We start from the raw sequence: 26,846 nt of genomic DNA, 5'->3' as shown, positions 1-26,846 counted from the left end.
AATAAGTTTACAAGTGAGATGCATAGGGTAAATAAGAGCGTCAGACTAACAGCACCATTTCACCTAAGAGTTTTCATAAGAAAAAATTTAAAAATTGGAAGGAGAATGTAAACCTAACATGGATACGGCTACTTTAGTTACATTTATAGTTTATTTAGTAGGTATGTTGGCAATTGGTATCATTTCTTACAGATTAACAAGCAATTTATCAGATTACGTATTGGGAGGACGCAGCTTGGGACCGGGCGTTGCCGCGCTTAGTGCCGGGGCATCTGATATGAGCTCCTGGTTATTATTGGGTCTTCCGGGTGCGGCCTATGCATCGGGCCTTGGATCTACATGGCTGGCGATTGGACTTATCATCGGTGCTTACCTGAACTGGAAATTTGTTGCTTCCAGACTGCGCTCTTACACAGAGGTTGCGAACGATTCAATCACTGTTCCTGACTTTTTTGAAAACCGTTTTAAAGACGGATCACGCATTCTACGCGTAATTTCTGCACTTGTAATCCTGATTTTCTTTACTTTCTATACTTCATCAGGCCTTGTCGGTGGAGCGATTCTATTCCAGGAATCATTTGACATGAGCTATAATACAGCACTTCTAATCGGTGCGATTGTCATTATCTCTTACACTTTCCTTGGCGGATTCCTTGCAGTCAGCTGGACTGACTTCATCCAGGGTATCCTGATGTTCCTTGCTTTAATTGTAGCGCCGATCGTTGCGATTACTGAACTGGGCGGCTGGGGAGACACAATGGACCAAGTAACAGCTGTTAACCCTGACGGACTTAACTTATTCGCCGGTGCTTCAGCTGTCGGTGTCATCTCGTTGCTTGCATGGGGCCTTGGCTACTTTGGCCAGCCGCATATCATCACTCGTTTTATGGCTTTGAAATCTACAAAAGATGTACCGAAAGCGCGCTGGATCGGTATGACTTGGATGATTCTTGCTGTTGCCGGTGCTGTATTGGTCGGTCTTGCGGGTATTGCTTACTTTGCAGATGCACCCCTTATCACAGACGCAGCCAACAACTCTGAAAAGGTATTCATCTTGTTTACTGATGTACTATTCAACCCTTGGGTTTCAGGTATTCTATTAGCGGCGATCCTGTCTGCGATCATGAGTACAATTGACTCCCAGCTTCTTGTTTCTTCAAGTGCTCTTGCAGAGGATTTCTACAAAGCGATCATCCGCAAGGACGCTTCTGATAAAGAATTGGTTTGGGTTGGTCGTTTCGGAGTTATTCTGATTGCTGTGATTGCAGTATTCCTTGCATTTGGTGGAAATCCTGCTAATGAAAATGCTTCAAGCATCTTAGACCTTGTAAGTTACGCATGGGCTGGATTCGGATCAGCATTTGGACCGGTTATCGTATTAGCACTGTTCTGGAAAGGCATGACACGCAATGGTGCACTGGCTGGTATGATTGTTGGTGCCGTAACAGTTGTTGTATGGCCTATGCTGGGAACAGATCTTTACGAAATGGTTCCTGGATTCATCCTTGCTGCAATCGCTGTCGTTATCTTCTCTAAGGTTGGACCACAGCCAAGTGAAGAAATCAAAGCTGAATTTGATGCAGCAGCAGCTAACGATATAACAAAATAATGACTGATAAGAAATGCCGTCCATCCTCAGGGGTGGGCGGTTTTTTGTGTTGAATGGAACATTTCAGTACTTTATTGGGATGTAGGAAAGTACGCTTTATAGTGTTGCAAAGTGTATAGGTTTCATTCCCATTTTTCCTGGGTATCAATCATTTATATTAAAAAGACTGGAGGAATGGAAAATGAAAAAACGTAATTTATTAGCAGCGATTCCACTGACAGCAGGGCTTTTATTAGCTGGTTGTGCAGAGGACGATGCATCTGAAAATGATGAAATGATTGAGGAAGATGGCGCAGCAGAAGACTTGGGTATTGAAGAAGAAGACGGCGATGCTGCCGGAGACGAAGAGGAACCGGATCTTGATGAAGAACCATCTGAAGAAGGAGCCGAAAATGCCGGCCCGGATGAAGAGGAACCTGATATGGATGAAGAACCTTCTGAAGAAGAGGATGAGTAATACTGTTAAACCTGTGTTCAATATAAAGCAAGATACAAAAGCGCCTGTCAAATGACAGGCGCTTTGACGTCGGCGGCATAAGAAAGGGGAATGTTTTAATCAACATGCTCAGGGTATTGAATATGTAAGAAAAATGACTGGAGGTAAGAACATTGAAAAAACGCACCTTACTTGCAGCGCTTCCGATGGCAGCCGGTCTAATCCTTTCAGGCTGTGCAGAGGATGATGCTTCTGATAACTTTGAAGAAGTCGAACAGGAAGTGGAACAGGAAACAGAAGAAGGCCTGAATGAAGTGGAAGAAGAGGCCGATGAAATAGAACAAGAGCTTGAAGAAACAGGGAAGGAAATAGAAGGCGGTGCCAATAATGCCGGTGAAGAAATTGAAGATGCGGCAGGTGCTGTAGAAGAAGAAGTGGAAGAGGAGCTGGATGAAGAGGAATAATGGAAGGAATGAATACGGCCCTTGCATAGTACAAGGCATTTCTAAACAAATTGCTGTTATAAGCGATGTTTTAGAAGTAATCAAAAGGGAATGAGGAAAATAAATACAAAAGACAAGGAGGTAATGGATATATGAAAAAAAGTAATTTAATAGCAGCAGTTCCAATGGCAGCCGGTCTTTTCTTGGCAGGCTGTGCCCAAGATGATAATGAAGCCTCAGACTTGGAAGAAGTGGAACAGGAAGCGGAAGATAATAGCGTCGACGTGGAAGAAGGTGCTGAAAACCTTGAGGAAGATGTTCAAGACGCAGGTGAGGCAGCAGAAGAAGAATTGAATGATGCCGGTGAAGCAATTGAAGATGCCGCGGAGTCTACTGAAGAAGGCTTGAATGACGCTGGTGAGGAAATTGAAGATGCGGCAGAATCTACCGAAGAAGAATTAGAAGAGGAAGCCGGTGAAGCAATTGATGAAGCAGAAGAAGAGCTGAATGAAGAAGAATAATTTACCCCGTACAGCTTTTCCCATAGAGTTCAGTAGCGTCTGTCACCCGGCAGGCGCTTATTTCTAAAAAATTTGACTTGTCTATTTTTTGTAACGAAGCTTTAACAAATTTAATAGGTATTAAGCAATTAGGACATGCCGATACTGCTACTGTCTTAGAAACTCTTCCATAGGCAAAATGATGAAAAGGACGGAATCAGCATGAAGAAGGTATTTTTACTTATACTGCCTGCCATTATTGCATCACTTGCGCTTTTCTGCACATATCCCCTTTCAATCACCTCCCCTGGCCTTTTTTTAACGGAAGAACCCCTCACTGAAGAGACTCTCTTTTTATCAAAAATAATCGAAAATGAAAAGGAAGAAACAGCGCTTGTTACCGGTTCCCTTGATACGGTTGCATTTGAATACTGGGATGGTGAATTTCAGAAGGATTCTAATGAAAATTATGCTCTGCCGCCCCAGCCGGAAATAGAACCGGACAGTTTTGCCATAGTAGGGATAGGCGATTCACTGACAGCCGGTACAGGAAGTGAGTTCAATAAAGGATATCTGGACCCTGTGAGAAAATATTATGAAACGAATAGTGAAGAGGATGTCGTACTCGTCAATCACAGTGTGTACGGCTCCGAGACCGTACATTTATTAAGAAGGCTCGATGATCCCGGAATCAGCAGTGATATCGAACAGGCTGATGTTCTATTTATGACCATTGGCGGCAATGACATTGTTTCCATCTTCAATAAGAATTTCACCCATTTGAGTATTGAGGATTTTAAAGAAGGTGAAAAGGAGTACACAGCCAAGCTCCGTAAGGTTATGTCGACGATCCGCCTGCTGAATCCCGATGTTCCTGTATATTTTGTCGGCATTTTCAATCCAGTTTACGAAGCACTTTCAGAAGTGAAGGAATTTAATGATATCATCACCGGCTGGAACAGAAGTGCTGAAGATGTACTGGCAATGTATCCGAATGCCAACTTCATTCCGATTCAGCAGCTGTTTGAAAAAGACACAGAATTATATCTGGCCGAAGATAAATTCCATCCCAATGAAGACGGGTATAAAAGGATTGGTGAGGAAATCATATCAAGGACAGAAGAAATCGTTACTGCGCATAGGTGATTGCGTATCCGAACGTGTCTATCATTTGCACTTTAAGGAGTGCTGACATATAGTGTAGGGAATATGGAGTGTCGATAAATTCGGAGGTGAAAGATTTGGAAAGACCGAGTGTCGATGAATACGTGCAGCAGGGAATGTACGGCCAGAAGCAGACAAAACCTGATGAACGCCGCAAGTTCCTTGGAACGCTCAGAGAACGGATCGTATTGGCCATGACACAAAGCCAGGTAAGAAAAGACGGCATACTGAAGCAGGCTGAAGCGGCGTTGAAAGAAAACAAAGGTGCCCATCTGTATCTTAATGGCAATATGAGTTATACGTATCTGTCCAAATACATTAAATCAGCGGATAAAAATGGGATAGAATATACAATCGTCACGAATAAAGAACATAATTCGGACATTGGCTTCGTGCTGGCTTACAGCTATGCAATCGATAAAGAGGAAATCTATATAACGGAAGGTACTCAAACTAAACCGAAGCCGGTGGTCAAGAAAGCGACAGCTGGCAAAAAATCGTTTTTCTCAAAAATATTCAAATAAAAACCGGGCGGTGAAGGCACCGCTCGGTTTTTGTCGATACATTTAACTAAACATCTTCTGCCTGAATAGCCATTTTAATATTACCGGGACGGCAAACAGGATAAATAATATCCTGAACAAATGATAGCCGGTAATGATGGAAAGGTCGGCATGCAAGGCTTGTCCAACCAACGCCATTTCGGCCATGCCCCCTGGAGCCATGCTGAGGAAAGACGTAATAAAACTGATGTGATGTGATGCCATCAGGATTGCTCCCAAACCAAAGGTGAAGGCCACCAGCAGAACCGACGTCACAATCGTCAGCATAATGAACTTGGAAAGGGACCCTGAGTTCTGAAATTTCATCATCTTGCTGAAATAAATTCCCAGGAATATTTGCGCAAGGACGATGGCAGCGTCGGGCATGGCGGCAATACCGATTCCGGATGCCGACAGGATGCCGATTCCAAGGATGGGGCCGAGCAAAGTGGGCGTCGGGAGCCTGAATTTTACAGCCAGCACAGAGGATAGAGCGGCTGCTGCTGCAAGAATCAACAGGCGGAAGTTCAGGTAGAGATCAACAGCCGCAGAGCTTGTAACCACTCCGGTTTGATCACCTTGAAAAATCGGGCTGAAGGCAAGGAACGGAACGATGAAAATGACCGATAACAACCGGATGACCTGGATGATCGTCACAATCGTCACATCAATATCATCCAGTTCTTCTCCAAGTACGACCATCTGAGATAAACCGCCGGGAATGCAGCCGGTGATCGTTGATTTTAAATTGATGCCGGTCAGTTTTGTAATCAGAAGAGCAAGGACACCGCTGAACAAGAGAAGAGTCAGTGTCAGAAACAGCATCCAGGGAAGCTGTTGGACGATTTCAATGGCTGTATCTCTTGAGAAGGACTGTCCGATGGTATAGCCGACGATGATCAAGCCGATGTTCCGGAATGCGGGCGGCCAATAGAACTCTGCCGGTGTCCACTTTTCAGCTGCATAGACAGCCGTCATCGAACCCAGCAGCCAGGCCAGCGGAATATGGAGCAGGCTGAACAACCAACCGCCTGCAGCCCCGATAATGATGGTATATGAAAATTTTACGAGCATGAAAAATCCCTTCTTATAATAGCTGTCATTTAATGAAATCAAGCTTACCACATTATGAGAAACAACAAAAAACCGTCTGCTTGGGAATGGTGCAGACGATTTTAACTTATATGGAGTTTAGAAACTGTTCAGGATCGAATTCATCTCCTTCAGCAATGATCGCTGTCATGCCGGTATCAGAACCTGATTCATGATTTTCACCCGTCTCCCAATACACGGCCATCCCTTTTTCAACAGGAGCTTTTTCGCCGCCCTCGACTTTGACCCAGCCGCTTCCATCTGTGACGATAAACAACTGCGGGCATTTTGCTTCATGCATGCCAAGCACGCTGTTTTGGCCAAGATACATACAACCAATTTGAAAAGGCTTTTCTGTCTTGATCAGGGGATGGATGGTTGCCCCTCTGCTGTCAAACATATTAATCGACTTTCCGTCCTTTTGATGAAATGTGAAAATTATCATAGAAATCACCTCGACACTCTTTTCGGCACGGACAATTGATTTCCTCTATATTAATGAAGAAACTTATACTTTTAGAGAAAAAAGAACAAGATGGTAGAAGGAGATGACGGTATGCACCAAGTGTCCTTTAACGCGTTACCACAGCAAAAGGGACTGTCCCTCTTTGCGCTTTAACGCGTTAACGTGCCGAGGGGCATCACCCGCGAGTGTGAAATGTTTTAAAAACCAGCGAAATCGCGGTACTTAGTTGCCATTCCTGCTAAAATTTTGATATTATCAATAGTATTGCTAGTGTTCGAAAATATGCGGAGGTGAAAAGAATGTCAAGAATTTCAGAAGATCAAGTAAAGCATGTGGCTCACCTTGCCCGTCTTGCGATAACAGAAGAAGAAGCACAGAAATTTACTACTCAATTGGATGCCATCATCAATTTTGCCGAGCAATTAAATGAGCTCGATACAGAAAATGTTGACCCGACAACCCACGTACTCGAAATGAAGAATATCGTACGTGAAGATAAGCCGGTTAAGGGGCTTCCACAGGAAGAAGTACTGAAGAATGCACCAGATCACCAGGATGGACAAGTCCGCGTGCCATCTGTTTTAGAATAGGAGGGAAATTCGATGTCATTATTTGACCATAAACTATCAGAGCTTCACGAACTGATGCAGAAGAAAGAAGTCTCTGTAAGCGACCTTGTCGATGAATCTTATAAAAGAATTGGCGCTGTTGAAGACAAAGTGAAAGCCTTTTTAACATTGGATGAAGAAAATGCGCGAGGAAAAGCGAAGGAACTGGACAAGAAGCTCGGGACGGACGACGCGAAAGGCTTGTTGTTCGGTATGCCGATCGGAATTAAAGATAACATTGTAACGAAAGGTCTCCGCACTACTTGTGCAAGTAAAATTCTTGAAAACTTCAATCCGATCTACGATGCAACAGTCATCAACAAGCTGCATGAGGCAGAAACAATTACAATTGGAAAATTGAACATGGATGAATTCGCAATGGGTTCTTCCACAGAGAATTCCGGCTTCCAGAAGACAAGCAACCCATGGAATCTTGAGACAGTGCCAGGCGGTTCTTCAGGCGGCTCGGCAGCATCTGTTGCGGCAGGGGAAGTTCCGTTTTCATTAGGTTCAGATACAGGCGGATCCATCCGTCAGCCGGCAGCTTTTACAGGAACCGTTGGCTTGAAACCTACATATGGACGTGTGTCCCGTTTCGGCCTTGTGGCGTTTGCGTCTTCACTTGACCAAATCGGACCGATTACAAGAAATGTAGAAGACAACGCCTATCTTTTACAAGCGATTGCGGGTGTCGATGCGAACGATACGACATCGGCGAATGTTGAAGTCCCGAATTATGCGTCTGCATTGACAGGGGATGTCAAAGGCCTGAAAATCGCAGTGCCGAAAGAATATATGGCTGAAGGTGTCGGCGAAGAAGCGCGCCAATCGGTCAAGGCGGCATTGAAACTGCTTGAAAGCATGGGCGCGACAGTCGATGAAGTATCTCTTCCACATTCTAAATTTGGAGTGGCTACATATTACATCCTTGCGTCATCTGAAGCTTCATCCAACCTGAGCCGATTTGACGGAATCCGTTACGGCTACCGCACCCCTAATCCGGAAAATCTTCTGGATCTGTATAAGAAGACTCGTGCAGAAGGCTTCGGTGATGAAGTAAAACGCCGTATCATGCTTGGAACATTTGCCCTGAGCTCAGGCTACTATGATGCTTACTATAAAAAAGGCCAGCAGGCACGGACGCTGATCAAAAAAGATTTCGAAGATGTATTCGAAAACTATGATGTCATCATCGGACCGACAACACCGACTCCGGCGTTCAAAATCGGCGAGAAAATCGATGATCCATTAACGATGTACGCAAATGATATCTTAACCATCCCTGTTAACCTTGCGGGTGTACCGGGAATTTCTGTACCATGCGGCTTCTCAAAAGAAGGTCTTCCGCTTGGTCTGCAAATCATCGGAAAGCACTTTGATGAAAGCACAATCTATCGAGTAGCACACGCTTATGAGCAGGCTACTGACTTCCATAAACAAAAACCACAACTGTAAGGGGTGAAATCAATGAACTTTGAAACGATTATCGGACTTGAAGTCCATGTTGAGCTGAAAACAGATTCGAAAATGTTCTCTCCGGCTCCCAACCATTTCGGAGCAGAGCCAAATACGAATACAAACGTAATCGACCTAGGCTATCCTGGTGTTCTTCCTGTCGTTAACAAACGTGCCATCGACTTCGGCATGAAAGCGGCTATGGCATTGAACTGTGAAATTGCGACAGATACCAAATTCGACCGTAAAAACTATTTCTATCCGGATAACCCGAAAGCCTATCAGATTTCCCAATTTGATCAGCCAATCGGGGAAAACGGCTGGATTGAAATCGAAGTCGACGGCTATAAAAAACGCATCGGAATCACGCGCCTGCACCTGGAAGAAGATGCAGGGAAGCTGAATCACTCCGGTGAAGGCTATTCATTGGTTGACTATAACCGCCAAGGCACACCGCTGATCGAAATCGTATCAGAACCGGACCTTCGTACACCGGCTGAAGCGTATGCTTACCTGGAAAAATTAAAGTCAATCATCCAATACACTGGTGTATCAGACTGTAAAATGGAAGAGGGGTCACTTCGTTGTGATGCGAATATCTCCCTTCGTCCAATCGGCCAGGAGAAATTCGGTACAAAAGCCGAGCTGAAAAACCTGAACTCCTTTAACTTCGTGCGTAAAGGCCTTGAGCACGAAATCGTCCGCCAGGAAAAAGTTCTTCTTTCAGGCGGAATCATTGAGCAGGAAACACGCCGTTTTGATGAAACGACAGGCAAGACGATTCTCATGCGTGTAAAAGAAGGATCTGACGATTATCGTTATTTCCCTGAGCCGGATCTTGTCCTTCTTCAAATCGATGAGGATTGGAAAGAGCGTGTACGCGCTGAAATCCCTGAGCTGCCGGATGCTCGTAAAAAACGGTATATCGAAGAGATGGGACTGCCTGCGTATGACGCGATGGTTCTTACACTGACTAAAGAAATGTCCGATTACTTCCAGGCAACAGTGGATGCCGGCGCTGACATCAAACAGGCATCGAACTGGTTGATGGGTGAAGTGTCTGCTTACATGAATGCCGAGCAGAAAGAGCTTGAAGACCTGCCGATGACACCGGAAGGGCTTGCCGGAATGATCAAGTTGATCCAGGATGGAACCTTGTCTTCCAAGATGGCAAAGAAGGTCTTTAAAGAGCTTGTTGAAAATGGCGGAGACCCAGCGACGATCGTCAAAGAAAAAGGACTTGTCCAAATCTCTGACGAAGGCGAGCTGCTGAAGATCGTTACAGCAACACTTGACGATAACCCGCAATCCATCGAAGACTTCAAGAACGGAAAAGACCGTGCCCTTGGATTCCTCGTCGGACAAATCATGAAAAAGACCAAAGGCCAGGCCAACCCGCCAATGGTCAACAAATTGCTGATCGAAGAAATGAACAAACGCTGATAATACGTGAATTAACCCCCCTCCGGGCAGATGTCTGCGGGGGTTTTTTCGTGTCTGGGCGTAATTCGGGGTTTGACAGGCACGCCCCGGAATAGCTCGAAGAATGTCGGCTCCTCGATAGAAATAATGTCACAAAAATACAGGCAGGAACAAAGCTCTTGATATCGAATTTTACAAAGAGCAGGTAAGAATAAGCTGGTCATAATAAGTTTGCTCCAATAGATAGAGGTGATGAAGTGTCAAAAGAGATATACTGCGATTTCTGCTCCAGGCAGATTAAAGTCAGGGATGATCTGATTACAGCAACAATGATGCTTGAAGTGGTTCCCTACCATGAGGGCTGTTATGGAAGCAACATTAAAGGCGCGAGGACACTGTTTGTCAGCAACGAACCTATTAACGGGTTCGCCGGGAGCCTCTTCGCCATCATTTCATTGATCCTGGCTGTCCTTTGGGGGATTTTTGCAGAGGGGCCCATGAAAGGGGTGGCGTTAATTGCACTCGTTCCAGTCGCCTATAGAATGTATTCCTATTTTAAATACGAACGCCACCTTGAAAAATAGCATTCTTGGCAATAATGATAACATTTTATTTAAAAGGAGTTGTGTGAGATGGGAAAAGTTACTCCATTCTTAATGTTCGAGGGGAAGGCTGAGGAAGCAATGAACTTTTACATATCCCATATAGAGGATTCTGAGATAGTGAGCATTACCCGTTATGGAAAAGGTGAACCCGGGGACGAAGGCACTGTCAAGCAGGCGGTCTTTACGCTGAAGGGACAGGAGATCATGTGCATTGACAGCAACATCCAGCATGATTTCACCTTCACACCGTCGTTCTCCCTGTTTGTGACATGTGAGACCGAAGAGGAGATCGACCGTCTTTACGAAAGATTATCAGATGGAGGAGGAACTATGATGCCGCTTGGTGATTATGGTTTCAGCAAAAAATTCGGATGGATCTCAGACAAGTTTGGGGTCTCCTGGCAGTTGACTCTTCCACAATAAAAAAGCGCAAGTGCCTTGTTCAGCCCCGACAGGCATAAGAAGAGCTGGCGGGAAGGTTGTTCTTTAACCTTCTTGACGGATCGGCTTATGACCCGAGGGGCTAGGCACTGGAGCTGGATTCAGAACCGCCGCCTAATTTCTAAACCAGTATTTTTTATTCTTTCTTATCTGTTGAAAAATGCCTTGACGAAAGGAAGCCTTTCTCCAAGCATTTTTCAATCTACTCAATAAACTGCAGGTATTCCATCGTGTTCCCGAATGGATCTTTGAAGCTGATATATTTCCCGGGAGGACAGTCAGCCGGCTCAGGCATCAGAAGCTCCACGCCACGCAGCTTAAGATCTTCTGCCGTCTGATGAACGTCATCTGTCTTCAGGCCGATGACAATCCCTGATCCGCCGCTGGCCTCGCTATGTTTCTTAGATTGCTTTCCTGCTTTAAAGCGCCAAAAGGGACAGTCCCTCTTAGTGCTTTAAAGGGGTAAAGGGTTCCCGGATTCCTTATTGAAAAAAACCCGGAAAAATAAATTCCCGGATTTGATGTTTTATGCTGCTCTTCTGTTCAATGTAGTGGTGTTCTTGCTGATGGCCGTTATGAAACGAGGGGCCGCCGCTCCTGCAAAAGCGGATAAAATAATATCCTTAGGCAGCGGAGCAAGCATCCATGCCCAAGCCATTCCGTAAGAGAAGCCTTCAGGAGCATCTGCCCAGAAGATGTAGGCAGCGTACATCCAGTTTGTGCCTAAGATATAGTTGACAGCCATACCGACTAATGCGGCAATGATGAATGTTTTTTTGCCGGATTTAGCTTCCACGATTTTACCGACAAGATAAGCTACCAGAATATAAGAAAGAATGAATCCGAATGTTGGTTTTAATAAAACTCCCGGCCCTCCGGTAAATCCTGCGAATACAGGAGCACCCACTAAACCGACGAGTGCATAGACCGTCATGGAGATGGCTCCAAGCCTGCTGCCGAGGATCAGTCCGGCCAGGACGCAGAAGAAAGTTTGCAGTGTGATCGGCACTCCGCCGATGACAAGCATGGAAGTCAGGTTGGCGCCGATAGCCATTAGTGCGGCAAACATGGCAGCCATGGTGATATCGATTGTTCTGAGTTTCATAGTATGTATCCCCCTAATTGTTTTCTGAAAATAGAATATAGTAAAATACCGTTTTGTGTCAACCTGTTTATTTAAATTGGTTAACAAAAAAACAGAAGCAGGATTTTCTTCTCATGAAATCGAATTAGAAGAGAGGTATCATAAATAGATAGTAACTTTTGAGCCAATGCTGAAGGAGTTGCAATGAAAATACATATCATCGGATCAGTTGGAAGCGGAAAATCAACACTGGCAAGAACGATTTCGGCTGACCTGAACATTCCTTATTATGAATTAGATAATGTCGTCTGGCAGCGGCACGAAGATGGAGATATCCGCAACAGCCCTGAAGTCCGTGATCGGAAGTTCAATAGAATCCTGAATCAGGAGCACTGGATCATTGAAGGGGTTCATCATACCTGGACAGAAGAAGGCTTTCAGCGCGCCGACCTGATTGTTTTTCTGGACACACCAATAGCCAAGAGGAATTGGCGCATTCTAAAGCGATTTACCATTCAAAAGCTCGGATTCGAGAAGGGGAATTATAAGCAAACGTGGCGCATGCTGAGGAACATGTATAAGTGGAATTATCACTTTGAAAAAGTCAGTAAGCCGGAAATCATGAAGATGCTTAAACCTAACCTGCACAAGGTCAAAATTCTGACAGATAATACTCGTATAAAGGAGTTCACTCAATGAAATTCGTGTTTGATTTGGATGGGACGATTTGTTTTAAAGGCCAGCCGGTTTCGGAGGGGATTTTGCACGCGCTTGAAAGAATAATAGAAGAAGGGCATGACGTTATTTTTGCATCAGCCCGTCCGATTCGGGATATGCTCCCGGTTCTTCATCCCCGGTTTCATACAAATATATTAATTGGCGGCAATGGATCGATGATTTATCAAGACGGGGAACTGATTTTTTCCCAACCGTTTCCTCAGGAAGATGTGGCCCGGCTAAAGAATCTGCTTGAAAAATACGAAGCATCCTATTTGGTTGATGGGGACTGGGATTACTGTTACACAGGCCCTGCCAACCACCCGATATTAAATAATCTTGATAAAGCTAATTTGGCCAATGCGATTTCATTCGACAGCCTCCACTCCATGCTGAAAGTATTGATCCTTACAGCAACGGATTTTGAAAAATTATCAGAGGAACTGGCACAACTGAAGGTGACACTGCATACCCACCGCAATGAGAAAGTAATTGATATTTCTCCTGAGAATATTGATAAATGGAATGCCTTGAGGGCACTGGGTGTTAAAGACTATATCGCTTTCGGCAACGACGCGAACGATATCACCTTGTTTCAAAATGCCAATCGCGCGGTGATGATCGGCCACCATGATCAGCTATCCGGCTTTGCAGATGAAACGATCATGCTGCAAGGTGACTATGAAAAGAATATCATCGATAAATTGGAAGAGCTTGTTGAAAAGCTCGAGCTGACAACAGTATGAGCAAGTATGTTTTTGAAAAAATACCAAACCTGCTTAAAACAGAAATCAGCCATTTGCTAAAAGAAAGCCAGACAGCCGGATTTCGTTTTCTTGAGAGATTGGTGAACGACTATAGAGAAGGTTTCAATACGTTTAACAAACAGGGTGAACAGATGGCAGGTGTGTTTTCAGAGGGGCGGCTGATTGCAATCGGCGGTTTGAACAGGGATCCCTTTTCAGGAGAAGGAAACATTGGAAGATTAAGAAGGTTTTACGTAGCAAAAGAGTACAGAAGAACCGGAATCGGCAGGAAGCTTGTAGAAAAGATTCTTGAAGGGGCAGGGGAAACTTTCGATGTAATAGTATTAAACACTGATACAGATCAAGCTGACCGTTTTTACCGGTCACTGGGCTTTTTAAAAGAAGTCAGATATCCGAACGCAACCCACTATTTCATCCCAAGGGAAGGCAGCAGATGACAGGTGAAGCGGGAATCTTCTTTCTGTTTGCTGCAGTGCTGCTGTTCCTCATCCCGTTCTTTATTCTCAGAGATATCAAAAAAGGCCCTGTATATGATTTATCAAAGTTATAAGGTAGTCTTCTAATTTTTTTTCATCCGGGCTTTTTGGATGATTTTTTTTGCTAGGCGGAAATACATGTCCGCTTCGGCCTTGCTCTCCGCCTTTTGCATTAAGACGAGGTAATTTTGAAATCGAAGCTTGTCGATTGACGAGACTTTCAGCACAATTTTCCGCATGCGGCACTCTCCTTTGCAAAGGACAAAACTGCGTCCAATTCTCTATTCAGAAAATTCTGTAAATAATGTATACTATTAGTAAATCATTCCAGAGGGTGAATGTAATGTCCTTAATTGAATTGATACTGTTACCGATGTTAATGGGAGGTATTGGTGGCTTAGGACATATTTTAGTTTTCAAGGGTGGCCGCTTTACATTTCCCCGTATTTTTGTTGATGAAGATGGAGAGAAGCATTATGTGTTTGGATCCTCAAAAGATATCATTATTGGGGTGTTGGCCGGTTATTTGTCAGTATTGCCTGTTGTGGAAACGGTACCCGTCTGGTATGTGATTTATATCAGTTTATTATCCGGCATTGGCGGAAGTTCGGTAATCACGAGAAAAATCGAGCAAAATCTGGAAAGAACTAAATGGGAATACCTTCAAGAGCTTTCAAAATATCAGCTCGAGACGACCTCTACTATAGGAGGATCTTCAAAGCATAATGAGGTGAAACCTGTTGGCGAAGTCCAAGAAAGAGAAGAAAACAAGAGTTAAATTGCCCCCGGAGCAATATTCCAAAGCAGAGGATTATTTGGAAAAAATAAAGGAGGCAGATAGCGTGACCGAGCTGAAATATTATTACGCAAAATTCAAGAATATTGTTGAGAGCTCCCACAAATGCTGAAATAACCTAGAGGCTGTTACAAAGGTGGCGGTCTCTTTTTTATGTAGGCGATTGTACAACGCTTTGCAAGTAAATAGGCCTTTCATTAATTATATGCCTGTAAGCATATTTTTTACAAATAATACTTGAAAAATAAGCAGAATTTCTTTTTAAATAGAAAAAATAGAAATAAGCTAGTAGTACTGCACAACAGGAAAGCCAGAAGGAGGAGCGTCATGGATTTGAAACAGTGGTTTGAAAAAGGGCAGACGCCCCGGGAATATATAGATTCTATGGAACATAATAAAGAAGAGTTGCTGAAAGTGTATCAGGGGTTTTCAATCCCGGATAATGAAAAAGAGAACCTGAAACAGCTCGCTTCCAAAAATTTGAGTGTCATTGTTTTGACAGAGGACTGGTGCGGTGACGCCATGGTCAACCTGCCAATCTTGCTGAAGATCGCGGAAGCAGCGGATATGGAAGTGCGCACGCTGAACCGCGATGAAAACCTCGAGTTGATGGATCAGTATTTAACAAATGGAACATCGCGTGCGATTCCTATTTTCATATTTATAGATAAAGATTATAACGAGACAGCAGTCTGGGGACCGCGTGCCGCTATGGTCCAGCAGCTGGTGGACGAAGAAAAAGCGAAGATGCCCCCGAAGGACCACGAATCCTTCCCCGAAGCCCAGCAGCAAATGATCAGCAGGCTGACAGCTCAATACAAAGAAAACGAAACCATCTGGAACGTCGTATTCCAAAGCATCAAAACCACATTGATGAACCAGGTGCAAATGTAATAGCAGCAAGGGCCTTCCCTGGAGTGGGGAAGGCCCTTTTTTGCGCATTAACGCGGTGGCGCGCTAAGGGGGCCTGGCCCTCTTAGTACTTCACCGCGTTACTGCAGGAAAAGGGCCAGGCCCTCTTAGTGGTTTAAAGCACTAAAGCGGCATGGTTTTGCTGGAACTGTTTCCCTCTTCACGAATTACGGAAATCGCGGTATTCTTATAGAGAATACTGTTAGGGGGTAACAGCATGATCCATCAAAAGACAAATACCATTGTTATTGAAACCCTCGAAAAGTTTCCTCACAAGGTCAATATCAAGCTGGGGAAAATTCTGAAGGAACGCGGAATGACGCAGGGCGATCTGCACCGACTCACAGGCCTGCGTGTTGCAACAATCAATGAACTCGTGAATTTTAAAAAGAAATCATTGACTGTCGCCCACCTGATTTCCATCATGGCAGCGCTTAGAATCTGGGATCTTCGCGATTTGATCGAAATCGAGTTCGACGAAGAAGTGGTAGACTATTTCCGCACTGAACGCCAGCAGATGAAAGACGGCTTCACATCAGATATGAAAAAGACGTTAGAGACCAACTTCGAGCGTATGAATCAATAACAATATATAACGTAGCGGCCGGGTTTGGCCGTTTTTTTGTTTTTCTAGCAGGGTGGTATTTTTACATAAAAAGGAAAAGTGTGCGTGTCTGAAGGTTTTCCGCGCGCAAAGGTGCATAACCTGTGCGTATAGATGAATATCCCGTGCGTATTTATGTATAAAGCGTGCGTATATGTGCATAATCCGTGCGCAATGGAAAAACCTTTCCATATATAAAGAGGAATCAAGCGAAAAAACCATGGAAACCCTGCCTATAACCTAAATAATCTTCGAAAAAGCAGGAATTCCGCTCAGCCATAAAGAATCTAAAGACAAAGGCAATGAATCTCACAAAATCACATGTTAAAATAGCAGAAATAATGAACTATAGGATTGAACCTGGCTTATAGAGGGAATTAAGAGCATGTAACCTCCTCATTCTCGACACATAGAGGATAATGAAAGAGTGATAATGTGGAAGAAATTAGAGAAAAGTATCTTTCGTATTTAAATCTGACCTTAGAACGCCCAAGCATTAACTACTTGCAGCGGCTCATCCAGCATCACCTGATACGGATCCCGTATGAAACTTTCAGCAAGTTCCATTATTTCAATCATTACGACGAGTACGTACCAAGCCTCGAGCAATTTGTACATAACCTGCATAATCGCGGCTGGGGAGGGACCTGCTACACCCTGAATATCAACTTTGGCCGGCTGCTGAGGGATCTCGGTTTTGATATTCATTTTGTCAGGGTGACACCTGGCCATCTCGGAATCATGGTGAAAATTGACGGAAAGAAGCTTTACGTTGATGTCGGTTACGGCTCACCGATCATGAAGCCGGTAGAGCTGGAGTCCCGCCGGAAACAGGTTTTGCACGGTTTCGGTGAAGAGATCACATTCACCCAGAAAGATCAGGCGGTATATGAAATCGACCGCAAAGCGAATGGCAAGTCGTTTGTAAAAAAAGAGATCATCTGGCTTCCGCTCGATGAAGAGGAGCTCACGGAAGACATTAGGGCTTCCTACGATGACCGCGAAGATAATGTCGTCATGCGGAGAATCACGGCCGTCCGTTTTCACGGAAATACCTGCTATTTCCTGCGCAATGGTACCATAAAAGCCATGACCTACAGGAATATCAGGGAGTATCAGATGCGTGATGTCGAAAAATGGAAGAATACGGTGAACGATATTTATCATTTTGATAAGGAATCCATTCAGGAGAGCATCGATTTTCTAGAACAACGAAATATCAAACTGTTTACGTAAGCTGTCAAATCGGAAACCCGATGGCAGCTTTTTTATGTTTTTAAAAATTTTTTCAAAATAAGTGTAGGGAAAACGGCGGGTTTGTTCGTCTATTATTATGCAGCCAATTGAAGGGGGGGAGAGAGTATTGGAGCAAGCGCTTGTAGAAAAAGTAAAAAGTGGAAGTGATCATGCATTTCGGGTCCTTATTGAAAAATATAAACACCACGTGTTTCGGACGATTTATGGCATCCTCCGAAACCAAAAGGATGCCGAAGATGCTTCACAGGAAGTTTTCGTGAAAATCTATACCTCTCTCCCTCAGTATGAGAATCAAGGGCTGAAAACCTGGATAACAAGAATTGCAGTCAACCATGCGATCGACTGCAAACGAAAGGCAGCCCGCCGGAATGAAGAAATGACGGAGAACCTGCTGGACCTTCCTAAAGGAGATATTAAGCGCGAAGACCTCGATTCGGTGGAAGCGAAATTTGAGGAGAAACAGCTTCGGCTCCTGGTGAGAAGGCGGTTGGGCGAGATGCCGGAAAACTACCGGAAAGTGATCTATGATTATTACATAGAGGAAAAGTCCTATAAAGCAATGGCTGAAGAGCAGCAGGTAGAAGTGAAAACGATCGAAACCAAATTGTACCGGGCGAGACTCTGGATGAAAAAAAACTGGAAGGAGGACGATTTTCGATGAAGCATATTTCTTATGAAGAATGGCTGGATTACGTTGAAAATAAGATCAGCGAACCGGTTCGGGAGCAATATGAAGCGCACTTATACACTTGTGATCATTGTATGGAAATCTATCTATCAGCCGTTGAAGCGTTAGAAACCTCCTTCCCGGAGCTCTCAGATGAAAGCGGGTTTACAGAAGGTGTCATGGCGGAGGTGCAAAGCAAGAATGCGCCGGCTGTCAGGCAAAAGCAGAAATTCTATCAGCAGGCTGGTTTCCATTATATCGTGGCCGCGGCGATGACCATCCTGCTGATGTATACAGGAGTGTTTCAGCAGCTGATCGGTTTTGCAGAAGAGTTTGAACGTTCTTCCCGTCCATCTATTACAGAAGAAATGATGAAGAAAACATCTGAATTTATAGATACTGTTGAAAATGAAACGAAGGAGGAAAGAAACTGATGAAAAAAAATCCGCTGATCGCGTTTTTATTAGCATTTTTCCCTGGAGGCGGTTTGCTTTATCTGGGCAAGTTTCTGAGAGGGTTGTTCTATGCAGGGAGCGTCATGGGTTCCACTTTTTCTGCATGGTTAATAATGATTACACATAATGGCGATGAATTCGCGTTGCTGGTACTGGCAGGAGGGTTTCTTCTTTATATTGTCAATTTAATCGATACAGTGATAACAGCATCTAAGCTATACAAACGAACAACGACCCATGGTGATGTTGAAAAAGAAGAAAGCACGCTAGAATCGGAGCGTTTCTTCACCATCGTCTTATCGCTTGTTCCCGGGCTCGGCCACTTCCAGCTTGGGCTGATGAACAGAGGCGTGACACTGCTGGCGGCTTTCCTTGGCTTAGCTGTGATGGTTATTTTTGTGACCGTCCTTTCATCCCGCGGCGAATTCCTTGTTTTTCTGGCTTTCCTTCCCGTGCTGTGGGTGTACAGCTTTTTTGACAGCATGCAGCAGCTTGCTAAGAAACAACGAGGTGAAGCCTTGGTTGACCAATCGATTCTTGAAGAGTTCGAGAACCGCCGTGAAGATGGTAAAAAATCCAAATCACTGGCGACCATGCTTTCAATTTTTCCGGGAGCGGGCCATCTGTACTTGGGATACCAGCGAAGAGGGATCCAGTTAATGGCTGCATTCCTGTTCTCCATCTATATTATGGATGTTATGCGATTGGGGATTTTCCTTTTCCTTGTTCCGATCATTTGGTTTTTCAGCTTCTTTGACGGGCTGCAAAAAGCTTCCCGATATGGAAAAGAACCGCTGGAGGATGTGCCGGTGATTTCTTACCTGGTGAATCATCAGAAATGGGTCGGCATCGGTTTGGTCACATTAGGCGTTTACTATCTGTTGACTAATATTGCGCTTCCGGTCTTTCAGCCATTCATCTATGAGTACTTCGCTGTGGATGCCTTCTTCTGGTTTGAGCGCTACGTACAAACAGCGATTGTCTGTGTACTCCTGATTGGCGGAGGGATCAAGTTGTTAACGGGAAGTAAGAAAAAGAAAGAGGAGGCTTCTCAATGAGAGTTTGGAGAGTAGGTTCAATTTCAATGGGTGCAGCATTGATTTTTCTTGGATTAATGCTGCTGTTCACGCAGATTTTCGAATGGGATACTGCCTATGTCTTGTCAGGGTGGTGGCCGTTCATATTAATCATTCTTGGTGGTGAGATGCTCTTTTATTTATTTTTTTCAAGGCAGGAAAACACCAAGGTGAAATATGATATTTTAAGTATCCTGTTTGTTGCAGTGATCGGAACTGCCGGAATCGGTTTCACGGTTGTACAGGCTACTGGTGTGATGGGAGCGGTCCATGGCTGGGTTTCGGCTGAGGAAAAGACGTTGGAAATCCCCGCTTTCAGTAAAAATCTTTCTGATGATATTAAGAGAGTTGTAGTGAATACCGGTCCGCACGCCCTGACAATAGAAGGCGGGACCGGGGATGAAGTAAGTATGTTCGGGACATACCGGTCGACCATTATTAACGGGGAAAACATGCTGAAGGACGTCTCTGATTATCTTCAGTTTGAGGAGAATGGTGATAGTTTGTACATTACTCTGAAGGGACTGCCTTCAGAACCCAATCCATTCGGAGGATACAACGAGATGAACGCAACTCTGGTGGTTCCCGCAAGTGTCGGGCTGGAGGTGAAAGGCAATCATAATCCTATTACGATGAAACCCCGAACGCTTCTCAGCCACTGGTCGGTGACGGAAAGCGACGATGTACAAGTGATGCTCTCTGAAAATAGCGATATTAAACTCACTGCAGAAAATGTTTCCCGGATTCGAAATACTGAGAAATGGAATTTGGCAGAAAAAAAGAGTGAGAGTAAAGAGTATGAGGATGGGGATTATGTTGGGGCCGGTGAAAGCGGCACCTACACTCTCGGCCAGGGGACGTATGATTTAACCATCAGCAACAGTTACGGGCTTACTGTCATGACGAGCCGTTAAAAAGTGAATGACATGAAAAGACACCGGGAGAATGGCTCTGCCGGTGTTTTCTTTGCTGGAGATGCGAAATAAGACAAATTTCCCCGGAAATATAACTGGTTTCGACAAGATGTCTCTTTCGTCCTTTAACGTAACAAAGGGGACTGTCCCTCTTCGTGCTTTAAAGTGTTAAAGCGCACATCGAGCTAAGGCTTCAGGATCATGAAGATGAACAGGGTGACGCCGAGGACGGATGCGAGGTAGAAGTAGCTGTTCATTTTGTTGAGCAGGTCTTGTGCTTCTTCTGTCAGCTCACCCGATACTTCGGCATTTTCCGGTGAGTCCAGCCATATTCTTAATTTATTGCTTGCAGGATTGACGTAGCCGATGACAATGATTTGAATGAGAACATAGAGAATCAGGGAACCAAGTATCCATACTTGTGTGAAGGCCCCGTATTCACCGGCAAAGAATAGAATAAGACCGGTAATGACGGCGATGCTTCCGCCGATCTTCGGAAATTTTTCCAGGTGGCTTCCCAGCATAAGGGAGTGCCGCAATTGTCCGGCTGTCTGTTTTCTCCGCGTCAGTACATGAGCAAAGAAGGTAGGCCCAACTCCCATAATCGCAGAAAGCACATGCAGCAGAATAAGAAATTTCATGATAATCCCTCCTTTGGAACTATGCGCATATGACATTTTATTCATAAAGATGAAGGGGTATGTTAGAAATACAATGCATATAATATGGCATTAGCTTTTTTTGTAAAAAAGAGGTATGATATTCCGGTAGATGCGTTATGTTGATGAGGCGTCTATTTTATTTGGACGAATTTATCTCAAACGTTATTCTTCTTATGAAGGAATACCCAGTGATCTTATCCATAATGCAGAGGCAAGATCTGAAAAAAAGGACAGGTTTGTAAGAGTCCTTCAGGGGTAGTATGATAGTTATTGAAATCCATTTGCAGGGCTTTAAAGGGTTTTTGAAATATCAAGATAGGATGATGGGGAATGAAAAGAGCAAGAATCATATATAACCCAACTTCAGGACGTGAGCTTTTCAAAAAGCATTTGCCGGAAGTATTAATAAAATTGGAACAGGCAGGCTACGAGACATCATGCCATGCGACGGTTTGTGAAGGGGACGCTACAGAAGCGGCCCGAACGGCGGTTGAGCGCAAATATGACCTGGTGGTTGCTGCCGGCGGCGACGGAACATTGAATGAAATCGTCAACGGTCTTGCGGAGCAGGAGTACCGTCCGAAGCTTGGCATCGTACCAATGGGAACGACAAATGACTTCGCGCGTGCTGTCCATATCCCAAGGGATATCGGTGCTGCCGTCGACATTATCATTAAAGGCGACACAATACCGGTCGATATCGGCAGGATGAACGGCAATCGCTATTTCATCAATATCGCCGGCGGAGGGCGCCTGACAGAGTTGACATATGAAGTGCCGAGCAAATTGAAAACAGTTCTGGGACAGCTCGCCTATTATTTGAAAGGTGTGGAAATGCTTCCTTCCATTAAAGCAACCGACTTGTCGATTGAATATGATGGAAAGCTGTTTGAAGGGGAAGCGATGCTGTTTTTGATCGGGCTTACGAACTCGGTGGGAGGCTTTGAAAAGCTTGCACCGGATGCATCCATCAATGACGGGATGTTCTCGCTGCTCATTTTGAAAAAAACAAACTTGGCAGAGTTTATCCGGATTGCCAGCCTAGCGGTACGAGGAGATCATATTAACGATCCGCACGTCATCTATACACAAGCGAACAGAGTGAAGGTCTACTCCAAGGACAAAGTTCAGCTGAACATCGACGGTGAATTCGGCGGGCTGCTGCCAGTGGAATTTGAAAACCTTTACCGCCATCTGGAAGTATTTGTGCCATTGGATCAGATCCGCCCTCAGGATAGAGCGGATAGATACTAATTCAACTTCACAACAAAATTTAAATCATAGCTACAATCTGAGACGCGGGCATTTGCCAGCGTCTTTTTGTCATGAAAACAGCCAACTTCTGCCGAAACTTGATAATGCAAACGTGATATTGACATACTAACAAAAACATCAAGGGGGCGGGATTGTGAAAAAGATATTCATGTTGTGTTTGATGGCGGGGATTTTATCCGCAAGCAGTGCATCAGCAAAGGAGCTTGAACCGAAGGGCAAAACCCTTTCCATTGTCATTGATGATTTTGGAAATAATATGCGGGGGACAAGGGAAATGCTGGAGCTCCCTATAACCCTGACAGTCGCTGTTATGCCATTAATGGAGACGACAAAAGAAGACGCGGAGCTTGCACATGAGCTGGGTCATGAGGTGATTGTACATATGCCAATGGAACCGGTGAAAGGAAAGCGCAGCTGGCTTGGGCCAGGTGCGATTACAACAGACCTGAGTGATGCCGAAATCCGAAAACGGGTTGAAGAGGCGATCGATTCAGTACCATTTGCTGTGGGGATGAATCATCATATGGGATCAAAAGCAACGGCCAACAAACGAGTCATGAGAACGGTTCTGGCTGTCTGCAGGGAACGGGGACTCTATTATTTAGACAGCAAGACTACTCCTAAGAGTGTCATTCCTGAACTTGCAAAAGAAATAGGCGTCCCGTATGTAGAAAATGAATTGTTTTTTGATGATGTCTACACAACGCAGCACATTTCAAAACAAGCCAATCTCGTTGCTAAAAGGTTGAAAAGTGACGAGGAAATTATTGCGATCGGACATGTGGGCATAAGCGGAAACATGATGGTCGATGTCCTGAAAGAGTATATTCCCCTATATTTGGACGAAGCAAAAGCCGTTCCGTTATCAGAGGTTATCCCTGAGTTTGAACTTGTGAATGAACGATTGGAATAGCAATAGAAGAGGAATCAAATCAGTAATGTGTACGGAATGCTTATACCAGCAAAGAACTAATCAGGTCTTACCGGTATGAAAACTATCATTATCCCCTTTAATCGGAAAAATATATACCAAAAAGAGGAAGGGATCACAGCGATAAGTAGTTCACTTCAGAGGTACAAAACGTAAAAATCCATAGTCTTTAGCATACAAATTTGCACCGTTATTCGTATGCTGTTTTTAATTGGTGTTACAGCAAATCATCTACTTTCAAGTGGCTTTTTGCATTTAGTTTCGCACACGTTTCCACAACACTGAAATATAGATTGGAGTCTTGAAATTTATGTAGCGAAGTATCTGCGAAACGATATAAAAAACCATAAATGATTTTGTCCATTATGGTTATAGTTATAACCTGCTCCTTCATATGGAGTTCAAATATGCAGCGAAATTACTGTTTGAAAAATGGCTTTTTTTTAGTAAGACCCCTGTTTGTTCAATAGGTGCTCAACCCAGCCTTCAAAGAGCGGGACTTTTAAAGAAAATCAGCAGAATGAGCTTGTGAAAATAAGGGAAAAAACTTCCCTTATTTAGGAAAAGTCACTGAAAATAGTTGAAATAAGGGAAATATTTTCCGCTATTCATATAAAAATCAAAAAAAATGAGGGCTGTACCAGGAATAAGGGGAAAATCTTCCCTTATTTATCGCTCAATCAGCAATTTTTGCAGTTTAAGGGAAAAATCTTCTCTTATTTTATGGATCTGCGCCCCCCACTTTAGGATAGGACTTCCTATAATCAAAAAATCACCTTCAACTATCCTGCTCCTTTAATGACCCATTCCCTCTACTTCATCTTAGAATCTTCTTTACCAAAAAGCTTCCTGTTTTGGTTGCACTTCACCTTACGAATCAGGGTGCAGATTAGTATGCGGTTTCATATGAAAAAGCAGTTCAATTAAGTGTACAAAGCTTGTTTTTGCACTCCAAAACTGAACTGCTTAACACAGCGATTTCATCCTTTTTTTGTTATGTTTTTTCGGATCCCACCTCGGAAATTGGAGTCCCGGGTTTAATACAGCGCTTCCTTCTTATACAAATCTTTCATAAAACTCAAACACCCGATTGTTTAGGGGGCAATCCCTTTGGGAAAAGGAGGGTTAGAAAAAGATAAAGGAGTTGAAGAGATGAACAATATGAACTGGTACAACAATTTCGAGGGATTCCTGGGCAAGATACCCGATTTTCTTCTCGCATTAGTCGTTCTTCTTATCGGGTGGCTTGTTGCCAAGGGGATTGAAAAAGCAGTCTATAAGCTTTTGAACAAGACCGGCATGGACGACAAGTTATTCTCTCATATCCCAAATCGAAAATATTCATCGGAAAAAATAATCAGTAAAATCGTCTACTGGATGTTACTTCTGATCGTATTCATCATTGTTTTAAACATCTTGAATCTGAATTTGATCGCTGAACCGTTAGTGAATCTAATGAATTCCATTTTCGGTGCAATTGATAACATTCTGAAAGCGGCATTGATCCTATTAGTTGCGTACGCTGTAGCGATGCTGGTCAGCTTTGGTGTCCGCAAGCTCGGCAAAGGTACAGGCTTTGACCGCCTGCTTGTGAAGTGGAACCTTGCGGATACAGAGCAGGATGCAAATTCCGGAATCGACAAGGTGGCCAAAGTCTTGTTTTACCTTGTGCTGCTGTTGTTCCTGCCAGCGGTGCTGTCGGCGCTGGATATCACCGGCATATCTGAACCATTCACAGATATGCTCAACAGCATGCTGGCGTTCATTCCGAAACTGCTTGCAGCTGCATTGATTGTCATTGTCGGTTATTTCATTTCGAAGCTTGTACGTTCGATTGTGACAAATTTCCTTCACAGTGTAGGACTGGAGAAGTTGGGAGACCGCCTCGGCTTATCCAGAACATTGAACGGAACGTCTCTTTCTTCCATCATTGGAAACATTGTATTCGTTCTGATTTTGATTCCTACAATCATTGCTGCACTGGAAAAGCTTGATATTGAAGGTATTTCCGGTCCGGCAATCGAAATGCTTAACGACGTTCTGACGATGATTCCGAACATCGTTGTAGCGATCGTCCTTATCCTCGTAGGTTTATGGGCAGGACGTATGGCAGGAAAATGGACAGCGAGCTTCCTTGATAAATTGAGTGTCAACTCATTGATGAGCAACATGAAGCTTGGGAACTGGAAGCCTGGTGAGTCAACGGACTCCTTTACGATTACGAAGGTCATTGGCTATATCGTTCATTTCGTCGTAGCGCTGCTGTTCATCGTTGAAGCACTTCAAATCGTTGAACTGGAGTTCCTTGTAACACTGGCAACAGGTGTATTTGCTTATATACCAAGTGTCATTGCGGCGATCATCATCCTGGCAGTAGGGCTGTACCTTGGAAACATCACGAAAAAAGTGTTATCAAGCATACTCAATGGCCACAACAAGAACGTCCTTGCGACAATTGCCAAATATGCGATCATCATCATGGCATTCTTCATGGCGCTTGATCAACTTGGGATTGCGCAATCAATCGTCAACTCTGCGTTCATCCTTGTGCTCGGCGGACTCGCGCTCGCATTCGGCCTTTCATTCGGGTTAGGCGGCAGAGAGTTTGCCTCTAACTATCTGAATAAGATGGAAAACAATCTGTCTGATATTTCAGTAGACAAAGAGAAAGCAAAAAGAAAAGCAGAGAACAACAAGACTCATGACTGGAGTTCATCTATGAACGAAGACGGCACTATCGACAATCAGCCAACCCGTCCAGATGATGACTTTCCAAGAAAATAATTGGTAAACAGAGAGACCCGGGACAGTTGTTCCCGGGTCTTTTTTTGGAGAGAGGAGCGATGGGGGCATTCGGACATTAAAAGCGGAAAAGGAGTGGTCAGAGTCCGAATCGGGGTGGCATTCGGACAGGAAAAGAGGAAAAAGAGCGGTCAGAGTCCGAATCAGGGTGGCATTCGGACAGGAAAAGAGGAAAAGGGACAGTCAGAGTCTGAATCAGGGGTACATTCGGACAGCAAAAGAGGAAAAGGAGTGGTCAGAGTCCGAATCGGGGTGGCATTCGGACAGGAAAAGAGGAAAAGGAATAGTCAGAGTCCGAATCGGGGTGGCATTCGGACAGCAAAAGAGGAAAAGGAGTGGTCAGAGTCCGAATCGGGGTGGCATTCGGACAGCAAAAGAGGAAAAGGGACAGTCAGAGTCCGAATCGGGGTGGCATTCGGACAGCAAAAGCGGAAAAGGAGTGGTCAGAGTCCGAATCAGGGTGGCATTCGGACAGCGGAAGCGGAAAAGGAGTGGTCAGAGCCCGAATCGGGGTGGCATTCGGACAGGAAAAGCGGAAAAGGAGTGGTCAGAGTCCGAATCGGGGTGGCATTCGGACAGCACAAGAGGAAAAGGGACAGTAAGAGTCCGAATTGGGGTGGCATTCGGACAGCACAAGAGGAAAAGGAATAGTTGGAGTCCGAATCGGG

At 44.4% G+C, this 26,846-nt stretch carries 31 protein-coding genes; 26 read left to right on the top strand and 5 right to left on the bottom strand.

All coding sequences use genetic code 11. From position 1 onward, the window contains the following. Window positions 1-118: 118 nt before the first annotated feature. The 6 genes from putP to M1E09_RS19980 all read left to right on the top strand — a co-directional run bounded on the left by putP (window position 119) and on the right by M1E09_RS19980 (window position 4,676). On the top strand, window positions 119-1,609 hold the full coding sequence (gene putP, locus M1E09_RS20005) for a sodium/proline symporter PutP (protein ID WP_456272579.1): 1,491 nt from the start codon (window positions 119-121) through the stop codon (window positions 1,607-1,609). A gap of 181 nt (window positions 1,610-1,790) precedes the next feature. Then, window positions 1,791-2,066, top strand: coding sequence for a hypothetical protein (locus M1E09_RS20000; protein WP_456272578.1), 276 nt, complete (start codon window positions 1,791-1,793; stop codon window positions 2,064-2,066). A 152-nt stretch (window positions 2,067-2,218) separates the two neighbouring features. Further along, entirely contained in the window at window positions 2,219-2,509 is a 291-nt protein-coding gene (locus M1E09_RS19995) for a hypothetical protein (RefSeq protein WP_456272577.1), read from the top strand. A gap of 131 nt (window positions 2,510-2,640) precedes the next feature. Beyond that, window positions 2,641-3,009 carry a hypothetical protein gene (locus M1E09_RS19990; RefSeq protein WP_456272576.1) on the top strand — a complete coding sequence of 123 codons (369 nt, stop codon included), beginning with the start codon at window positions 2,641-2,643 and terminating at the stop codon, window positions 3,007-3,009. Window positions 3,010-3,210: 201 nt separating this feature from the next. Beyond that, window positions 3,211-4,134, top strand: a complete 924-nt coding sequence (locus M1E09_RS19985; RefSeq protein ID WP_456272575.1) for a GDSL-type esterase/lipase family protein — start codon at window positions 3,211-3,213, stop codon at window positions 4,132-4,134. A gap of 95 nt (window positions 4,135-4,229) precedes the next feature. Beyond that, window positions 4,230-4,676, top strand: coding sequence for a YueI family protein (locus M1E09_RS19980; RefSeq protein ID WP_456272574.1), 447 nt, complete (start codon window positions 4,230-4,232; stop codon window positions 4,674-4,676). A gap of 42 nt (window positions 4,677-4,718) precedes the next feature. Here M1E09_RS19980 and M1E09_RS19975 read toward each other — a convergent pair whose 3' ends face one another. Next, window positions 4,719-5,768, bottom strand: a complete 1,050-nt coding sequence (locus tag M1E09_RS19975; protein ID WP_456272573.1) for an AbrB family transcriptional regulator — start codon at window positions 5,766-5,768, stop codon at window positions 4,719-4,721. Between the two features lie 106 nt (window positions 5,769-5,874). Further along, window positions 5,875-6,231 (bottom strand): cupin domain-containing protein, encoded by a 357-nt coding sequence (locus tag M1E09_RS19970; protein WP_456272572.1) that lies wholly within the window; start codon window positions 6,229-6,231, stop codon window positions 5,875-5,877. A 320-nt stretch (window positions 6,232-6,551) separates the two neighbouring features. Here M1E09_RS19970 and gatC point away from each other — a divergent pair, with 320 nt between their 5' ends. The 5 genes from gatC (at window position 6,552) to M1E09_RS19945 (ending at window position 10,765) form a co-directional block, all read left to right on the top strand. After that, window positions 6,552-6,842, top strand: a complete 291-nt coding sequence (gene gatC / locus M1E09_RS19965) for an Asp-tRNA(Asn)/Glu-tRNA(Gln) amidotransferase subunit GatC (RefSeq protein ID WP_456272571.1) — start codon at window positions 6,552-6,554, stop codon at window positions 6,840-6,842. A gap of 12 nt (window positions 6,843-6,854) precedes the next feature. After that, window positions 6,855-8,315, top strand: coding sequence for an Asp-tRNA(Asn)/Glu-tRNA(Gln) amidotransferase subunit GatA (gatA, locus tag M1E09_RS19960; RefSeq protein ID WP_456272570.1), 1,461 nt, complete (start codon window positions 6,855-6,857; stop codon window positions 8,313-8,315). A 12-nt stretch (window positions 8,316-8,327) separates the two neighbouring features. Next, complete coding sequence (gene gatB, locus M1E09_RS19955) at window positions 8,328-9,758, top strand: Asp-tRNA(Asn)/Glu-tRNA(Gln) amidotransferase subunit GatB (RefSeq protein WP_456272569.1); 1,431 nt, start codon at window positions 8,328-8,330, stop codon at window positions 9,756-9,758. Window positions 9,759-9,994: 236 nt separating this feature from the next. Further along, a complete protein-coding gene (locus tag M1E09_RS19950) occupies window positions 9,995-10,321 on the top strand; it encodes a hypothetical protein (protein ID WP_456272568.1) in 327 nt (108 codons plus the stop codon). 48 nt (window positions 10,322-10,369) lie between these two features. After that, entirely contained in the window at window positions 10,370-10,765 is a 396-nt protein-coding gene (locus M1E09_RS19945) for a VOC family protein (RefSeq protein WP_456272567.1), read from the top strand. 220 nt (window positions 10,766-10,985) lie between these two features. Here M1E09_RS19945 and M1E09_RS19940 read toward each other — a convergent pair whose 3' ends face one another. Together M1E09_RS19940 and M1E09_RS19935 are read right to left on the bottom strand one after the other, a co-directional pair. Next, window positions 10,986-11,141 (bottom strand): VOC family protein, encoded by a 156-nt coding sequence (locus M1E09_RS19940; protein WP_456275041.1) that lies wholly within the window; start codon window positions 11,139-11,141, stop codon window positions 10,986-10,988. Window positions 11,142-11,309: 168 nt separating this feature from the next. Then, window positions 11,310-11,888, bottom strand: coding sequence for a biotin transporter BioY (locus M1E09_RS19935; RefSeq protein WP_456272566.1), 579 nt, complete (start codon window positions 11,886-11,888; stop codon window positions 11,310-11,312). 183 nt (window positions 11,889-12,071) lie between these two features. Here M1E09_RS19935 and M1E09_RS19930 point away from each other — a divergent pair, with 183 nt between their 5' ends. From M1E09_RS19930 to M1E09_RS19880, 11 genes are all read left to right on the top strand, one after another. Continuing rightward, entirely contained in the window at window positions 12,072-12,566 is a 495-nt protein-coding gene (locus tag M1E09_RS19930; RefSeq protein WP_456272565.1) for a DNA topology modulation protein FlaR, read from the top strand. After that, complete coding sequence (locus M1E09_RS19925) at window positions 12,563-13,330, top strand: HAD-IIB family hydrolase (RefSeq protein ID WP_456272564.1); 768 nt, start codon at window positions 12,563-12,565, stop codon at window positions 13,328-13,330. The genes M1E09_RS19930 and M1E09_RS19925 overlap by 4 nt, the downstream gene beginning before the upstream one ends. Beyond that, entirely contained in the window at window positions 13,327-13,788 is a 462-nt protein-coding gene (locus M1E09_RS19920; protein WP_456272563.1) for a GNAT family N-acetyltransferase, read from the top strand. The genes M1E09_RS19925 and M1E09_RS19920 overlap by 4 nt, the downstream gene beginning before the upstream one ends. 382 nt (window positions 13,789-14,170) lie before the next feature. Then, window positions 14,171-14,605, top strand: a complete 435-nt coding sequence (locus M1E09_RS19915) for a hypothetical protein (protein ID WP_456272562.1) — start codon at window positions 14,171-14,173, stop codon at window positions 14,603-14,605. Between the two features lie 345 nt (window positions 14,606-14,950). Next, on the top strand, window positions 14,951-15,517 hold the full coding sequence (locus tag M1E09_RS19910) for a thioredoxin family protein (RefSeq protein WP_456272561.1): 567 nt from the start codon (window positions 14,951-14,953) through the stop codon (window positions 15,515-15,517). A gap of 235 nt (window positions 15,518-15,752) precedes the next feature. Continuing rightward, window positions 15,753-16,121: a helix-turn-helix domain-containing protein gene (locus tag M1E09_RS19905; protein WP_456272560.1), complete on the top strand. Its 369-nt coding sequence runs from the start codon at window positions 15,753-15,755 to the stop codon at window positions 16,119-16,121. A 453-nt stretch (window positions 16,122-16,574) separates the two neighbouring features. Then, on the top strand, window positions 16,575-17,375 hold the full coding sequence (locus tag M1E09_RS19900) for an arylamine N-acetyltransferase (RefSeq protein ID WP_456272559.1): 801 nt from the start codon (window positions 16,575-16,577) through the stop codon (window positions 17,373-17,375). Between the two features lie 127 nt (window positions 17,376-17,502). After that, the gene (locus tag M1E09_RS19895; RefSeq protein WP_456272558.1) at window positions 17,503-18,057 is read left to right on the top strand and encodes an RNA polymerase sigma factor; all 555 of its coding nucleotides are present in this window, start codon (window positions 17,503-17,505) and stop codon (window positions 18,055-18,057) included. Next, window positions 18,054-18,497: an anti-sigma factor family protein gene (locus tag M1E09_RS19890; RefSeq protein ID WP_456272557.1), complete on the top strand. Its 444-nt coding sequence runs from the start codon at window positions 18,054-18,056 to the stop codon at window positions 18,495-18,497. Before M1E09_RS19895 ends, M1E09_RS19890 begins: the two co-directional genes overlap by 4 nt. After that, window positions 18,497-19,576: a hypothetical protein gene (locus M1E09_RS19885; RefSeq protein ID WP_456272556.1), complete on the top strand. Its 1,080-nt coding sequence runs from the start codon at window positions 18,497-18,499 to the stop codon at window positions 19,574-19,576. Before M1E09_RS19890 ends, M1E09_RS19885 begins: the two co-directional genes overlap by 1 nt. Next, entirely contained in the window at window positions 19,573-20,508 is a 936-nt protein-coding gene (locus M1E09_RS19880) for a hypothetical protein (RefSeq protein ID WP_456272555.1), read from the top strand. Before M1E09_RS19885 ends, M1E09_RS19880 begins: the two co-directional genes overlap by 4 nt. Window positions 20,509-20,693: 185 nt before the next feature. Here the strand turns inward: M1E09_RS19880 and M1E09_RS19875 are convergent, their stop codons facing one another. Next, window positions 20,694-21,149 (bottom strand): DUF2269 family protein, encoded by a 456-nt coding sequence (locus tag M1E09_RS19875; protein WP_456272554.1) that lies wholly within the window; start codon window positions 21,147-21,149, stop codon window positions 20,694-20,696. A gap of 351 nt (window positions 21,150-21,500) precedes the next feature. Here M1E09_RS19875 and M1E09_RS19870 point away from each other — a divergent pair, with 351 nt between their 5' ends. The 4 genes from M1E09_RS19870 to M1E09_RS19855 all read left to right on the top strand — a co-directional run bounded on the left by M1E09_RS19870 (window position 21,501) and on the right by M1E09_RS19855 (window position 26,829). Continuing rightward, window positions 21,501-22,424, top strand: coding sequence for a diacylglycerol kinase (locus M1E09_RS19870; protein ID WP_456272553.1), 924 nt, complete (start codon window positions 21,501-21,503; stop codon window positions 22,422-22,424). Between the two features lie 154 nt (window positions 22,425-22,578). Next, the gene (locus M1E09_RS19865; protein ID WP_456272552.1) at window positions 22,579-23,358 is read left to right on the top strand and encodes a divergent polysaccharide deacetylase family protein; all 780 of its coding nucleotides are present in this window, start codon (window positions 22,579-22,581) and stop codon (window positions 23,356-23,358) included. Between the two features lie 1,179 nt (window positions 23,359-24,537). After that, complete coding sequence (locus M1E09_RS19860) at window positions 24,538-26,160, top strand: mechanosensitive ion channel (RefSeq protein WP_456275040.1); 1,623 nt, start codon at window positions 24,538-24,540, stop codon at window positions 26,158-26,160. A 93-nt stretch (window positions 26,161-26,253) separates the two neighbouring features. Then, on the top strand, window positions 26,254-26,829 hold the full coding sequence (locus M1E09_RS19855) for a hypothetical protein (RefSeq protein WP_456272551.1): 576 nt from the start codon (window positions 26,254-26,256) through the stop codon (window positions 26,827-26,829). The last annotated feature ends 17 nt before the right edge of the window (window positions 26,830-26,846 follow it).

The organism is Bacillus sp. AK031, assembly GCF_053903065.1.
The sequence above is the reverse complement of the archived record's forward strand: the minus strand, read 5'-3'. Positions and strand labels throughout refer to the sequence as shown.

Bases quoted from the DNA above. Each gene is read 5' to 3' on its own strand.
- putP (WP_456272579.1), top strand. From the start codon at position 119: ATGGATACGGCTACTTTAGTTACATTTATAGTTTATTTAGTAGGTATG.
- M1E09_RS20000 (WP_456272578.1), top strand. From the start codon at position 1,791: ATGAAAAAACGTAATTTATTAGCAGCGATTCCACTGACAGCAGGGCTT.
- M1E09_RS19990 (WP_456272576.1), top strand. From the start codon at position 2,641: ATGAAAAAAAGTAATTTAATAGCAGCAGTTCCAATGGCAGCCGGTCTT.
- M1E09_RS19985 (WP_456272575.1), top strand. From the start codon at position 3,211: ATGAAGAAGGTATTTTTACTTATACTGCCTGCCATTATTGCATCACTT.
- M1E09_RS19975 (WP_456272573.1), bottom strand. From the start codon at position 5,768: ATGCTCGTAAAATTTTCATATACCATCATTATCGGGGCTGCAGGCGGT.
- M1E09_RS19970 (WP_456272572.1), bottom strand. From the start codon at position 6,231: ATGATAATTTTCACATTTCATCAAAAGGACGGAAAGTCGATTAATATG.
- gatC (WP_456272571.1), top strand. From the start codon at position 6,552: ATGTCAAGAATTTCAGAAGATCAAGTAAAGCATGTGGCTCACCTTGCC.
- gatA (WP_456272570.1), top strand. From the start codon at position 6,855: ATGTCATTATTTGACCATAAACTATCAGAGCTTCACGAACTGATGCAG.
- gatB (WP_456272569.1), top strand. From the start codon at position 8,328: ATGAACTTTGAAACGATTATCGGACTTGAAGTCCATGTTGAGCTGAAA.
- M1E09_RS19945 (WP_456272567.1), top strand. From the start codon at position 10,370: ATGGGAAAAGTTACTCCATTCTTAATGTTCGAGGGGAAGGCTGAGGAA.
- M1E09_RS19935 (WP_456272566.1), bottom strand. From the start codon at position 11,888: ATGAAACTCAGAACAATCGATATCACCATGGCTGCCATGTTTGCCGCA.
- M1E09_RS19930 (WP_456272565.1), top strand. From the start codon at position 12,072: ATGAAAATACATATCATCGGATCAGTTGGAAGCGGAAAATCAACACTG.
- M1E09_RS19925 (WP_456272564.1), top strand. From the start codon at position 12,563: ATGAAATTCGTGTTTGATTTGGATGGGACGATTTGTTTTAAAGGCCAG.
- M1E09_RS19920 (WP_456272563.1), top strand. From the start codon at position 13,327: ATGAGCAAGTATGTTTTTGAAAAAATACCAAACCTGCTTAAAACAGAA.
- M1E09_RS19915 (WP_456272562.1), top strand. From the start codon at position 14,171: ATGTCCTTAATTGAATTGATACTGTTACCGATGTTAATGGGAGGTATT.
- M1E09_RS19910 (WP_456272561.1), top strand. From the start codon at position 14,951: ATGGATTTGAAACAGTGGTTTGAAAAAGGGCAGACGCCCCGGGAATAT.
- M1E09_RS19905 (WP_456272560.1), top strand. From the start codon at position 15,753: ATGATCCATCAAAAGACAAATACCATTGTTATTGAAACCCTCGAAAAG.
- M1E09_RS19890 (WP_456272557.1), top strand. From the start codon at position 18,054: ATGAAGCATATTTCTTATGAAGAATGGCTGGATTACGTTGAAAATAAG.
- M1E09_RS19885 (WP_456272556.1), top strand. From the start codon at position 18,497: ATGAAAAAAAATCCGCTGATCGCGTTTTTATTAGCATTTTTCCCTGGA.
- M1E09_RS19880 (WP_456272555.1), top strand. From the start codon at position 19,573: ATGAGAGTTTGGAGAGTAGGTTCAATTTCAATGGGTGCAGCATTGATT.
- M1E09_RS19875 (WP_456272554.1), bottom strand. From the start codon at position 21,149: ATGAAATTTCTTATTCTGCTGCATGTGCTTTCTGCGATTATGGGAGTT.
- M1E09_RS19870 (WP_456272553.1), top strand. From the start codon at position 21,501: ATGAAAAGAGCAAGAATCATATATAACCCAACTTCAGGACGTGAGCTT.
- M1E09_RS19860 (WP_456275040.1), top strand. From the start codon at position 24,538: ATGAACTGGTACAACAATTTCGAGGGATTCCTGGGCAAGATACCCGAT.